The following is a 13,284-nucleotide window of genomic DNA, read 5'->3' as shown; positions in this document are numbered from 1 at the left end:
TCCCCAAGGCTAGGCCGGGACGAATGCGAGCCTGGCTCACCGCTGCATGCGCGGAAGCTAGACCGCGTCCTTCCTCTCCATATCGCCCACCGCTTCGCCGACGATGCGGCGTAGCCACTCAAGCGCGGCATTACCCAGCACGCGGCGGCTGCAGACCATGTCTATGCTGAACGCGTTTTCGCCCAGTTCCGGCGGCAGCGCATGCAGCGCGATCTGCCGGCCTGCCAATGGCAACGCTGCTCGCCGCGCGAGCGTTGCGACGAGGTCGGTGTTCTGCACGGCATAGGGCAACGCAATAATGTGGGCGAAGGTCGCCGCCACGCGTCGCCTGACTCCCAGCCTGGCCAGGTTCTCATCGATCACGCCGCGGGTGGAACCGTCATCGCTCGGCACGAACAGCGCATGCGGCAACTCGATGAAGGTCTGCAGATCCAGCGCGTGCCGGCGCAGGCGCGGATGGCGGCGGTCAGCGATGCAAACGAATTGCTCCTCATACAGATGGGTGACAAGCATGCGTTTTGGCGGCGCCAGGTGGCCGCCGATGGCCATGTCCAGCACGCCTTCATCCAGTTGCTTGTAGATGGCAGCGCGATCAAGCTTGGCGACGCGCAGGTCGGTGTGCGGCGCCAGGCGACGCAGCCGCGCCAATATATGTGGCACGACTACAATATCGGCATAGTCGCTGGCGGCGATGGTGAAGCGCTTGCCCCTGGCCGTCGCGGGATCGAAGCCGGCGCCCTGGTCCAGCACCTCGCGGATCTGCGTCAGTGCCTGGCCGATGGACGGCATCAGGGCCATGGCCCGTTCGGTAGGCACCATGCCGGCCGCGGTCCGCATGAACAGTTCGTCTTGAAACAGCGTGCGCAGGCGGCTCAGCGCGTTGCTGACCGACGGCTGGGCTCTGTGCAAACGCTGCGCGGCTAGCGTGACATTACCCGTCTCGAACACTGCCTCGAAGGCCACCAGCAGGTTCAGGTCGATGGAAGCTAAATTCATGACTCCAATACTACGGATATTGATTATCCATTTCAAGAATTCATACCAGCAGATCTATGCTTGCGGATCTACCAGCTAACCAGGTTTGGAGCCTGCAATGACCAAGATCTTGCTCACCGGCATCGAGCCCTTCGATGGCGAAACAATCAATCCGTCATGGGAAGCGGCGCGTGCGCTCGACGGCGAGTCCATCGATGGGGCGAGCGTCGTCGCCCGTCAACTGCCGTGCGTGATCGGCAAGGTGAACCAGGTCCTGCAGCGCGCCATCGAGGAGCTTGATCCGACCGTGGTCATTTGCCTCGGACAGGCCGGCGGCCGCAGCGATATCTCGATAGAGCGCGTCGCGATCAATGTGGTCGATGCACGGATCCCCGACAATGAAGGGCGCCAGCCTGTCGACGAACCGGTGGTCAGCGACGGGCCAGCGGCCTATTTCTCCACCCTGCCGATCAAGGCCATTGTCAGCGCACTCCGTCAACATGGCGTGCCCGCCTCGGTGTCGCAAACCGCCGGCACGTACAACTGCAACGCGATTTTCTATGGGCTATCGCACTACATTGCCGAGTGCCGGCCCGGCCTGCGCGGCGGCTTCATACACGTACCCTATTTGCCTGAAATGGCGGCGCGCCATCCAGGCGCTCCCAGCCTTGCGCTCGATACGCTGATTGCCGGCGTCCGGGTAATAGTGGCGACTACGCTAGCTGTGGAGCAGGACATCCGAGAAGGCGCGGGCGCGCTGCACTGAAATGGCCAGGAACTCGGCATTGCCGAGCCTGCGCAGAGACCGGCACCGAGAGTCAGGATGGTCTCGGCCTGGGTGCGCAGGCTTTCTGCGCTGTAGCGATTCTCTGCCATGTGCGCGTCGCCTCAGGCGGGAGTCTTGCGAAACTTCTCGTGCAGCTGGCGCAGCAGCGGCGTGGGCGTCATGCCGTTCTTTTTTTCTACGGCAATCAGCCAGCCGGTGCGATGCCAGTCCTGCACGATGCGGTCAACGGCGGCCTGGGTATCGGTCTCGCCCTTACGCACCCAGATCACCGATGGCGATGGGATCAGGTCGCGTGGCGAAACGATCTCGTAGTCCTTCCAGTCGGCGTTGTTCTCCACCAGGTCGCGCAGCGTCGGACTCACATGCACCGCCGCCACGCAATTGCCGCCCCTGAGCGCCAGCAGCGACTCCGGCTGGCCGCGGAAAGCCTTGATCTGCGCGCCATACTGCTCGGCCAGCGGCTTGGTGAAGTTGCTGCCCTGCGAAACGCAGACCGGCTTGCCTTTTGTGTCTTCCCACCTGGCGATGCCACTCCCCTTCCTGGCGATGGCCGCGCCACCGACCTCCTCAAAGGGCGTGGGCACGAAGGACAGGATCTCGCTGCGCTCCTGCGTCCATTGCATGTTGGCGATCAGGATGTCGACCTTGCCCTGCTGGAGGAACTGCACGCGGTTCGAAGGCTGCACCTGGATGGTCTCCAGTGTTACGCCAAGGCCCCTGGCCACGCCTTCGGACAACTCCACGTTATAGCCAATGTGCTTTTGCGTGGCCGGGTCGATGGTGCCGAAGGGCGGGCCGGACAGGATCACGCCGACCACGAGCTTGCCGCGCTGCCTGATCTTGTCGAGCGTGGCATCGGCATGCGCGGCAGTGGCCACCAGGGCAAGGCCGGCCAGCAGCGCGGCACGCACGCCACGCGAGGGGAGACGGAAACAGAAAGGGAAACGGGAATGGGAGTGGGAACGCAAGGTTTTCAGCATCTGCAATGTCACTTCCTGGATTGCTCGAAGGGCGCATGGTCGAATTCGCCCTGCTGTGCCTTCTGGTTACGGGTCTTGATGTAGGCATCCGGCACGCCATACTTGCGCGCGGTCCGCAGCAGCAGGCCGGAGCGGTGCCAGTCGCGGATGGCCTGGTCGACGAACGCCTGCGCATCGGTCTCGCCGCGCCGCATCCAGACCACAGTGGGTGACGGGATCAGCTGGTCCTGCGTGGCAAGCTCATAGTCCTTCCATTCGGCAGCGCCCTGGCCATGCAGCGTCTGGTAGAGCGCCGGCTGGATATGCACTGAGGCAGCGCAGGAGCCTCCCTTCAGGGCCAGCAACGATTCGGGAATGCCACGCAGCCCCTTGACGATGGCACCGTAGGTTTCCTGCAGCGGCCTGGCGAAATTGCTGCCTTGCGATACGCACGCGATCTTGCCGCGCAAATCCTCCCAGCGATGGATGCCGCTCGATCTGGCCACCATGGCGGCGCCACCGATGAGGTCATAAGGCGTCGGCGCGAAAGAGAGGATTTCGCTGCGCTCCTGTGTCCACTGGATATTGGCGATCAACAAGTCAACCTTGCCGGTATTGAGAAACTGGACGCGCGTGTTGGCGGTAACGGATACGGTCTCCAGTTGCACCCCCAGGCGCTTGGCGATATCGCTCGCCAGGTCGGTCTGGTAGCCGCCAACCTTGCCGGTAGCCGTGTCCATGAAGCCAAACGGCGGGCTGGCGCCGTCGATGCCGACGCTGATCCTGCCGCGCTGCTTGATCTTGTCGAGCGTGGCATCGCCATGGGCGGCGCCCACCGCCAGGCAAAGCAAGGCGGCGGCTGCGATTTGGGGAAAGAACGGGAAGCGGAAAACGGAATTCATGCGGGCTACGCACCGAGGCAAGTGAAGGGGAAGCGGGGATCTTGCTGGATCGCCCAGACGATCACAAGAAAGGGTTTCGGATATGGATATGCGCGACTCCAGGTAGGGCCCGGAACCCCGCCCGGCTTAGCTAGGCCGCGCGCGCCCGGCGTGCAGGCGCGGGCTCGGCCGCAATCAGTGCGCGCGTGTAGGGATGCACCGGAGAATTCCAGAGCTGCTCCTGCGGCGCGTTTTCGACGATCTGCCCCGCCTGCATCACCATGACGCGGTCAGCCAGATAGCGCACCACGGCGAGATCGTGCGAAATGAACAGGTAGGCCAGGCCGAACTCGCGCTTCAAGTCAACCAGCAGGTTCAGGATCTGGGCCTGGATCGACACATCGAGCGCCGACACCGGCTCGTCGCAGACCACCAGGTCGGGCTGCAGCAGCAAGGCGCGCGCGATACCGATGCGCTGGCGCTGGCCGCCGGAAAACTCGTGAGGATAGCGCCCCAGCGCCGACAGCGGCAGGCCCACCCGGCCGATCATCAGCGCCACCTGCCGCAAGCGCTCCCTCGCGTTGGACACGCCATGCACACGCAGTATCGTCTCCAGCGTGTCGCGCACGCTGCGGCGCGGGTTGAGGGACGCGTAAGCGTCCTGGAAGATCATCTGGACGCGGGGACGCAATGCGCGTAGCGGCCCCGGTTTCAAGGCGCCCAGGTCCACACCGTCGAGCAGCACGCGTCCGGAAGTGGCGGGCACCAGTTGCAGCAGCGTCTTTCCGAGGGTCGATTTTCCGCAGCCGGACTCGCCTACCAGCCCCACGGTTTCGCCTGCGGCAATGTCAAAGGACACACCCCTTACCGCATGGGTAACGCCCGCGCGGGTGGCGTAGCGGGTATGCAGATCAATGACTGACAACAGCGGCATGAGAATCCTGTTTCTCGCTCTGATAATAGCCTGGCGCGGCACCGCGGTGAGCGGGCCCGCAGGCCACGTGGTGCAGCGTTGCGCCCGGCGGCGCAACGCGGGACTGTTCGTATACCGCTGAGCGCAGCGGTTCTGGCCTTGGCGGCCGTACCAGGCACTGCGCCTGCGCCTGCGCGCAGCGCGGCGCGAAGGGGCAGCCAGCAGCCTGCCGCGCGGACTCCACGCCGCCGGGAATCTCGGCAAGCCGGGTGTCGCGATAGAACCTGCCCTGATCCAGCCGCAGCGAGGCGTCGAGCAGGCCGCGCGTGTATGGGTGGGCCGGGGCTGCGAATAGCTCGCCCGCCTGCGCCTCTTCCATCTTTCGACCGGCGTACATCACCACTACGCGGTCGGCCCATTGCTCCACCAGGCCGAGATCATGGGTGATCAGCAGCAACGCCATCGACAATTCGCGCCGCAGCGTATCCAGCAGGGCCAGTACCTCGGCCTGGATGGTCACATCGAGCGCGGTGGTGGGCTCGTCGGCAATCAGCAGCTGCGGCTTGCAGGCGATCGCCATGGCGATCATCACGCGCTGGCGCTGGCCGCCCGACAGATTGTGCGCATGGGTATCCACGCGCTGCGCCGGGGCGGGAATACGCACCAGGTCCAGCAGCTCGATGGCCTGCGCGCGCGCCGCGCGGCGCGACAAGCCCTGATGCCGGCGCAGCACTTCGGCAATCTGGTGGCCCACCGGCATCACCGGATTGAGCGAACTCATCGGTTCCTGGAAAATCATCGACATGGCGCGCCCCCGCAGGTCGCGCAGCGCCGGTGGCGGCAAGCCCAGCAAAGACTGCCCGGCAAAGCGGATGCTCCCCCCGCTGATTCTCCCAGGAGCTGGCAACAGCTGCATCAGTGCCAGCGCGGTGGCCGATTTGCCGCAGCCCGATTCGCCCACCAGCGCGAGGGTCTGCCCGGCTTCGATGGCAAAGCTCAGGTCATGCACCACGGGCTGGGTACCGAAGCGGATCTCCAGTTTCTCGACTTCCAACAGTGCGCTCATGCGCTCTCCCCTAGTGCGCCCGCATGCACGGCGGCAAGGCCACGGCCGGCCTTTCTGGCATCGGTCACAGTCATATCTCAGTCATACCGCAGGCGAGGGTTGAGCGCATCGTTGAGTGCATCGCCCACCAGGTTCAGCGCCAGCACGGTCAGGATGATGGCGGTCCCCGGCAGCGCGCTCAGGTACCAGGCGCTGCGCAGCACCTCGCGGCCGGCGCCAATCATGCTGCCCCAGCTCACGACATTGGGATCTCCCATGCCCAGGAATGAGAGTGCCGATTCGATCAGGATGGCGCTGGCCACCATGACCGAGGTGGTGACGATCACCGGTGGCAGCGCATTGGGCAGGATCTCGGCAACGATGATGCGGCTGCTGCGGTAGCCCACGCTGCGTGCAGCCAGCACGAAATCCGCCTCCCGCAGGGTACGGAACTCGGCGCGCACCAGGCGCGCCACCGTGGGCCAGGAGGCCAGCCCGATCGCCAGCGCAATGGTGGTGACAGACGGACTGCCGATGGCCACGATCACGATCACCAGCAAGAAGCTCGGCACCGTCTGCACCAGCTCGATCAGCCGGCTCAGCACGGCGTCGGCCGCGTGCCCGAAGTAGCCTGCCACGGCGCCCACCAGCATACCAATCAACAGGCTCAGCGACGCCGCCGCCAGCCCCACCAGCAGCGACACGCGCGCCCCGTGCACGATGCCGGCCAGCACATCGCGGCCGAGCGAGTCGGTGCCGAACGGGAAGGCGGGATCTGCGCCGGGCCACAGGAAGGGCTGGCCCACCATGTCAAGCGGATCGCCGGGAAACAGCACGCCGGCGAGCGCGGCCATTGACACCATCGTCAGCAGCACCAGTACGCCGCCCAGCGCGGCCGGGTTGCGCAGGAAAATGCGCAGCGCGCGCATGCGCGCAGTGCCCGCCTGCGATACGTCCACGGAGGTGGTGTTTGCGGTGCCAGCCGCGCCGGCCGGCCCGGAGGAAGACATGGAACTCATATCAATACGCGCCTTGTATGGCGCTCCGCGATTCGGTTGATCGGCGATCCCGCCATGCCGTGCTTGGTGCGTCAGGCATTCTTGATGCGCGGGTCCAGCCATGCTTGCAAGAGGTCGACCAGCACATTGGCAAGCACCACCAAGAAGGACGACAGCAACAGCACGCCGAGCAGCACGCTGAAATCCCGCGCCATCACCGCCTCCAGCGCCAAACGGCCCAGCCCGGGCCAGCTGAATACCGTCTCGATCACCACCGTGCCGCCCAACAAGGCGCCAAAGTGCATGCCGGCCACCGTCGTGATCGGCATCAGCGCATTGCGCAGCACGTGGCGCACGGATACCCGCAGCGGATGCAGCCCTTTGGCAGCAGCGGTGCGCACGAAGTCCTGGCGCTGTACCTCGAGCATGGCGGCGCGCGTCAGGCGCGCGTAGATGGCGATGAAGAACGTCGACATTGCCAGTGCCGGCAGCACCAGGTGGCTGGCCACGTCGCCAAGCCGCGCCCACCCGCCCAGCTCCGCGCCGATGGTGCCGGTGCCTTCGCTGGGCAGCCAGCCCAGATGGACCGAGAACAGCACGATTGCCATCAACCCGATCCAGAAGCCTGGCACCGAGTACAGCAGCAGCACCGCGAGCGAGAGTGCGCGATCCACCCAGGTGCCCACGCGCGCGGCCATGGCAGCGCCGCAAGCCACGCCGAGCGCCAGCGCGATGCACAGCGCGGCGCCCGTCAGCAGCAGCGTATTGGGCAGGCGCGCCAGGATCAGGTCCGCCACCGGCATGTTGTAGCGTGGCGAGAAACCCAGGTCGAAGCGTGCCAGGTGGCCCAGGTAGGCCAGCAACTGGTGCAGCACCGGCTGGTCCAGGCCAAAGCGGGCCCGTATCAACGCCATGGTCTGCTCGGTAGCCGAGCCGGACTCGCCCGCCAGCACGTCGGCGGCATCGCCGGGCACCAGCTGCAGCAGCAGGAAGTTGAAGACGATCACGCCCAGGGCGGTGGGCAGCGCGCGCCATAGCGTGCGCCGCAGGGCCGATCCGATTCGTAGCAAGGTTGGCATGGTGTGGCGCCCGGTCGGCCGGACTATTTGTCCAGGTAGACGTTGGCGAGGTTGGACTCGACCCCGTCGGCAGTCAGCGAATGGTCATGTACCCGCGTGTTGGCGATGGTGATGAACTGCGGCGACACGAGGTTCAGATCGGGCACCTCCTTGCCGACGATCTGCTGGAACTGCTTGAACTGCGCCACCCGCCTGGCGGGGTCGATCTCGGAAGTGGCGTCCTCCAGCAACCGGTCCACCTCTGGATTGCTGTAGTGGGTTGCGTTGGAGAACGGCACACCCTTCTTGAAGTTCTTGGACCAATACAAACGCTGCACGCCGACGGTGGGATCGAACAGGTTGCTCGCGCCATTCACAGTGAAATCGTAGTCGCGCTCGGTATAGATGCGCTTGACGAAGGCCGGCAGGTCTTGCGAGCGGATGGTCACGTCGATGCCGACCTTGCCCAGCGCCGAGCGCAGGTAGTCGGCCAGGCGCTTGCTGTCCTCGCTGATGGGGTTGTAATCCAGCGTGACGCGAAAGCGCGGAGCGCCGCCTTTGCGTGGATAGCCGGCCTCATCCAGCAGCTTGTCGGCCGCTTTCGTGTCGAATGGGTAAGGCGTGGGCGTATTGTCGTGGAACGCGCTTAGGCCGGGAGCGATCGGCGATGCGGTTCGGGTGCCGTAGCCGTAGTAGACCGTGTTCAGCACCACATCTCGATTGACGGCCTGTGCCACCGCCTGGCGCACTTTCAGGTTCTTGAAGTACGGATTGTCGAGATTGAACTCCAGTCGCGTCACATTGAAGGAGTAGCTGTTGCCCTTCGTCTCGAACATCAGCTTGGGCACCTTCTTCAGCCGCGCCAGATCGGACAGCGGTACCGGTGTGCGGTAGCCCAGGTCCACCGCGCCGGTCTCGAAGGCAATGGCGCGCGCGGCCGGATCGGGGATGAACTTCACCACGACGCGGTCCACGTAGGGCTTGGGCTTGTCCCAATAGTCCGGATTGCGCTCATAGACGATGTGGCTGCCGCGCACCCATTCCTTGAAACGGAAGGGGCCGGTGCCGATCGGGGCATTGTTGTTGGGATTGCCGATGGCGTCCGTGTTCTCGTAGATGTGCTTGGGCACGATCGGTGATTCGGTGGCCACCAGCGCCTTGATCAGGTAAGGCGCGGGCCTGGACAGCACGATGATCGCGGTGTAGGGATCGGGGGTCTTCACCTCCGTCACGTTGGCGAAGGTGCTGCTGCCGCGCGGGTGGACCTTCTTGAGCAGCAGGATCGAGAACGCGACATCGGCCGAGCTGAAGTCCTTGCCGTCGTGCCACTTGACGCCCTTGCGCAGATGGAAGGTGTACTGCTTGCCGTCCGGGCTGATGCTCCACGAGGTGGCCAGTTGCGGGCGCGGGGTCAGGTCGTAGTTGTATTCCAGCAGGCCTTCCGTCACCTTGGCACTGACGCTGAGTGCGGGCGTGGCCACATTGGCAAGCGACACCAGCGTGGGCGGCTCGTAGTTGAGCAAGAGGTTGAGCGTGCCACCGTGAGCTGGCGCGGGCGCGGCGTGCGCGACCGGTATCGGCAGCGCGGCAATGCCTAGCGAGACAACCAGCACTGCCGACAACACACCGGACAGCAAGCGTTCATGCAGTTTGGGCAACGAAGGCTTTGAAGACATGAGTGGGAGATCCTGATGAAAATGCGGATGGATGGCGGTGCCGGGCACCGCCGGGCCGGCGGCAGCGCCGCGAGCCGGCGTAGGGAGGTGAGGCAAATCCTTCATGCCAATGCGGCATTGCCCGGCGCGGCATCCAGGCCATAGCTGGCGCTCGCCTGCGCGGCGCTGACCAGGCCGTTGCGCAGATCCGCCGCCAGTTTCTCCGAATCGCGCGCCGCGGGGTTGCCGATGCCACCGCCGCCTGGCGTTTCCACCACCAGTCGCTCGCCACCCGGCACCAGTTGCCGGCCCTTTCCCCTCAGGGCCTGGCCAGAGGCAAGCGAGACCCGGCCGGGCGCGCCGGCCAGGCCGCCATCGGCGCCCCGCGCCGGAAACAGCAGGCGATCCCACGCGGCAGCCAGCACCATGGGCGCACCTTCGGCGTTGGCCACCTCGATGACCTGCCCCAGGCCGCCGCGCTGCTGCCCGGCGCCTCCCGAATCCGGACGGTACTCTTTGCGCCAGAACACCAGCGGGCTCACCGTTTCCAGGATTTCCACCGACACATTGCGCACCCCGCTGGGGAAAGACGTGGTGGACAGCCCGTCCTTGCCTGGACGCGCGCCGGTGCCGCCAGTGGAGAAACTGGTGATGGCGAAGCGCCGGCCTTGCAGCAGCTCGCCTGCGCCAGCGCCGGCCAGCGGCTGGCCGCCCGAGAGCTGGATATTCCACAGACTCGACGAACCTTCGGCCGGCACCACGCCAGCGCGCGCCTGGCGCAGGCAGCCAAACACAACGTCCGGCAGCATCTGGCCGATGATGTGGCGCGCGGTCACGGCGCAAGGAAACGGCGCATTCAGGATCGAACCCTCGGGCGCATGCACGCGCACGGGAGCCAGCGAGCCGGCGTTGTTGGGAATATCAGCGCCGATCAGGCAACGGATGCCGAACGAGGTATAGGCGTCGGTATAGGCCTTGGGCACATTGATGCCGCGCGCCACCACCGGCGACGAGCCGGTGAAGTCCACGTCGATGCCGTCCGGCGAAATGGTCAGGCTGGCCTGCAGGGTGATCGGCGTTTCATAGCCGTCGATGGTCATGCCGTTGTGCCAGGTGCCGTGGGGCCACGCGGCGATCGCGGCGGTCATGGCCTGGCCGGCCTGGCGGATGATGTACTCGCCCACCGCATGCAGGTCGCCGAGTCCGAACTCATCCATCATCGTCCGCAAGCGGCGCCCGCCGATCTCGTTGCAGGCAACCAGCGCATGCAGGTCGCCGATCACCTGCACCGGCTCGCGCACGTTGGCGCGCACGATGTCGAACACGGCTTCATTGGGCTGGCCTGCGTCGAACAGCTTCAGGATCGGCAGGAACAGGCCTTCGTGATAGACCTGGGTGCCATCCGGACCCGCACCGATGCCGCCGATATCGACCACGTGCAGGGTCGAGGCGAACAGCGCCACCACCTGGCCCGCGCGCACCACCGGCGTGACCATGGTCATGTCGAACAGGTGGCCGGTGCCCTTCCATGGATCGTTGGTAAGGTAGACATCGCCCTCGGCCATGGTTGCGGCGGGAAATGCAAACAGGAAGTGCTTGACCGATTCGGCCATCGAGTTGACGTGCCCCGGCGTACCGGTAACCGCCTGCGCGATCATGCGGCCATCGGGCAGGAACACCCCGGCGGATAGATCCCCGGCTTCGCGCGTGGAGGTGCCAAAGGCCGTGCGGATCAGGGTCTGCGCCTGCTCCTCCACGACCGACAGCAGCCGGTTCCACATCAACTGGGCGTGGATGGTGCAGCGCAGCGCGGCATGGGTGACTACGGGATTGGCCGGGCTCATTGCGCCACCTCCACAAGATCGGTAAGGCCCGCTTGGGCCGGGACAGGTATCGACGCCGCGAGCACCAGATGGCCATCCGGATCCAGCGAGAAGGCAAAGCCAGCCGGCACCACGGTCGTGGTTTCGTCCTCCACCACCAGCGCGGGGCCGTGTATCGGCGAGCCGCCGGACAACGCGGCACGTTCGTACACCGGTACTTCGCGCCCCGCACCGTGCTCGCCGTCGAACAGGATCCGCTGGCCACCGCTGGCCACCGCCGCGGCGCCCGCCGCCACGCTCTGCCCCGCGCGTGCAATCGCCGGCTGCGCGGTACTCACATTGATCGACCAGCTGATGATCTCGACCGGGTTGCCGGGCAAGGTGCGGCCGTACAGGGCGGCATAGGCACGCTCGAAGCTCTCGCCCAGCGCCGCCGCATCTGCCGCGCGCAGAACCTGTGCATGCAGGGGCACGGGAATTTCGTGCCCCTGGCCTGCATAGCGCATGTACGCCAGGCGCTGTTCGCCCAATGCCTGGCCGGGTGCGGCCTGGCTGACGATATCCCGCGCGCTGGCCGCCAACTGCCCGAGCACGGCATTGACTGCCGCTGCGTCGAAGGCGTCAAGGCGTTGATAAAAGCTGCGCACCGCCTGATAAGCAATCGGTGCCCACAGGAAACCCAGCGCCGACCCCACCCCGGCGGATTGGGGAACGATCACGCGGTGGATGCCGAGCCGCCTGGCCAGTGCCGCCGCATGCAACGGCGCGGCGCCGCCAAACGCGATCAGGGTGTAGTCCTCCACCGTCTTGCCGAGCTCGGTGGCATGGACGCGGGCAGCGTTCGCCATGTTCTCCGTCACGATCTCGGTCACCGCCAGCGCGGCGAACTCCGGTGTCGTACCCAGTCCATGCGCGATATCGGTGCCAAGCGCAACACGCGCGAGCTCCGGCTGCAGCGCCACCTTGCCCACGGCAAAGCGCTGCGGATCCAGCAGGCCCAGCACGCAGTTGGCGTCGGTCACCGTGGCGGCGCTGCCACCCAAGCCATAGCTGGCCGGGCCGGGCTCGGAACCGGCACTATCCGGGCCGACCTGCACGCGGCCCAGCGCGTCGATGCGGGCGATCGATCCGCCACCCGCGCCGATCTCCACCATCTCGATCACCGGGATGCGGATCGGCAAGCCCGATCCCTTGAGGTGCCGGTGCATGCGGCCGAATTCAAAACTACGCGAGATCTGCGGCTGGTAGTCGTCGATAAAGCAGATCTTGGCGGTCGTGCCACCCATGTCGAAGGACAGCGCGCGCCCGATGCCACCCTGCTCCGCCACCCGGCGCGACAGGATGGCGCCCCCGGCGGGACCGGATTCGACCAGCCGCACCGGCTGCGCGATGCCCGCTTCGATATTGGTAATGGCGCCGCCCGATGTCATCAGGAAGAGCGGACTGCGCAGGCCCAACGCGGCCACGCGCTCGCGCAGGCGTCCGAGATAGCCCGCCACCAGCGGCTGGACATAGGCATTGGCGCTGGTGGTGGACAAACGTTCGTACTCCCGGATCTCCGGGCACACGTCGGAAGACAGCGAGACCCACAGATGCGGTGCCAGCTCGCCCAGGATGGCGCGCACTCGCTGCTCGTGCGCGGGATTCACATAGCTGTGCAGGAAGGTGACGGCCACGCTTTCCACGCCCTGCGCCTCGAACTGCGGCACCAGCGCGGCCACGGCCTCCTCGTCGAGGGACAGCAGCGTGTTGCCGCGGCCGTCGACGCGCTCCGGTACGCCAAAGCGCAGGTAGCGCGGCACCAGCGGTGCTGGCTTGTCGAGGAAGATGTCGTACTGCGCGAAACGATCCTCCCAGCCGATCTCGACCAGATCACGGAATCCCGCCGTGGTGATCAGCGCGGTACGCGCGCCCTTGCGTTCGATCAGCGCATTGGTGGCAAGGGTGGTGCCGAGGATAAAGAGGTCGACTTGAGCCAGCGAGAGCCCGGCGCTGGCCAGGAGGTCCTGTACGCCGTGGATCACGCCGTTCTCGGGCGCGGCCGGCGTTGTCAGGACTTTGCTGGTGTAGCGGCGCGTGCCGGCCAGCAGGACGGTATCGGTAAAGGTGCCGCCAACGTCGACAGCGAGCCGCACGCTCGCCTGATGTGAATTCTGGTTGTCTGCAGGCATGCCGTTGTTCATGGAGTGG

General features: G+C 65.9%; 11 protein-coding genes. 1 reads left to right on the top strand and 10 read right to left on the bottom strand.

Annotated elements, in window-relative coordinates; translation table 11 throughout:
- Nucleotides 1–57: 57 nt before the first annotated feature.
- Entirely contained in the window at nt 58–996 is a 939-nt protein-coding gene (locus AC1RQK_RS26450; protein ID WP_492811977.1) for a LysR family transcriptional regulator, read from the bottom strand.
- Between the two features lie 97 nt (nt 997–1,093).
- Between AC1RQK_RS26450 and pcp the strand changes: the two genes are divergently transcribed.
- Complete coding sequence (pcp, locus tag AC1RQK_RS26445; RefSeq protein ID WP_492811975.1) at nt 1,094–1,741, top strand: pyroglutamyl-peptidase I; 648 nt, start codon at nt 1,094–1,096, stop codon at nt 1,739–1,741.
- Between the two features lie 122 nt (nt 1,742–1,863).
- On the opposite strand, the gene AC1RQK_RS26440 is transcribed toward pcp, so the two are convergent.
- From AC1RQK_RS26440 to AC1RQK_RS26400, 9 genes are all read right to left on the bottom strand, one after another.
- Complete coding sequence (locus tag AC1RQK_RS26440) at nt 1,864–2,742, bottom strand: transporter substrate-binding domain-containing protein (protein WP_492812025.1); 879 nt, start codon at nt 2,740–2,742, stop codon at nt 1,864–1,866.
- A gap of 8 nt (nt 2,743–2,750) precedes the next feature.
- Entirely contained in the window at nt 2,751–3,623 is an 873-nt protein-coding gene (locus tag AC1RQK_RS26435) for a transporter substrate-binding domain-containing protein (protein WP_492811973.1), read from the bottom strand.
- A gap of 130 nt (nt 3,624–3,753) precedes the next feature.
- Nucleotides 3,754–4,536: an ATP-binding cassette domain-containing protein gene (locus tag AC1RQK_RS26430; protein ID WP_492811971.1), complete on the bottom strand. Its 783-nt coding sequence runs from the start codon at nt 4,534–4,536 to the stop codon at nt 3,754–3,756.
- Complete coding sequence (locus AC1RQK_RS26425; RefSeq protein WP_492371254.1) at nt 4,514–5,581, bottom strand: ABC transporter ATP-binding protein; 1,068 nt, start codon at nt 5,579–5,581, stop codon at nt 4,514–4,516. Before AC1RQK_RS26425 ends, AC1RQK_RS26430 begins: the two co-directional genes overlap by 23 nt.
- Before the next feature lie 77 nt (nt 5,582–5,658).
- Nucleotides 5,659–6,489: an ABC transporter permease gene (locus AC1RQK_RS26420; RefSeq protein ID WP_492371284.1), complete on the bottom strand. Its 831-nt coding sequence runs from the start codon at nt 6,487–6,489 to the stop codon at nt 5,659–5,661.
- 161 nt (nt 6,490–6,650) lie between these two features.
- On the bottom strand, nt 6,651–7,637 hold the full coding sequence (locus AC1RQK_RS26415; RefSeq protein ID WP_492371253.1) for an ABC transporter permease: 987 nt from the start codon (nt 7,635–7,637) through the stop codon (nt 6,651–6,653).
- A gap of 23 nt (nt 7,638–7,660) precedes the next feature.
- Nucleotides 7,661–9,292 carry an ABC transporter substrate-binding protein gene (locus AC1RQK_RS26410; protein ID WP_492371252.1) on the bottom strand — a complete coding sequence of 544 codons (1,632 nt, stop codon included), beginning with the start codon at nt 9,290–9,292 and terminating at the stop codon, nt 7,661–7,663.
- 101 nt (nt 9,293–9,393) lie between these two features.
- Nucleotides 9,394–11,115: a hydantoinase B/oxoprolinase family protein gene (locus AC1RQK_RS26405; RefSeq protein ID WP_492811968.1), complete on the bottom strand. Its 1,722-nt coding sequence runs from the start codon at nt 11,113–11,115 to the stop codon at nt 9,394–9,396.
- Entirely contained in the window at nt 11,112–13,265 is a 2,154-nt protein-coding gene (locus AC1RQK_RS26400) for a hydantoinase/oxoprolinase family protein (protein ID WP_492811966.1), read from the bottom strand. Before AC1RQK_RS26400 ends, AC1RQK_RS26405 begins: the two co-directional genes overlap by 4 nt.
- Nucleotides 13,266–13,284 lie beyond the last annotated feature (19 nt).

Source organism: Cupriavidus sp. GW822-FHT02D05, from assembly GCF_058802485.1.
Note: the sequence above shows the minus strand (reverse complement) of the source record. Positions and strands in the feature narration are given on the sequence as shown.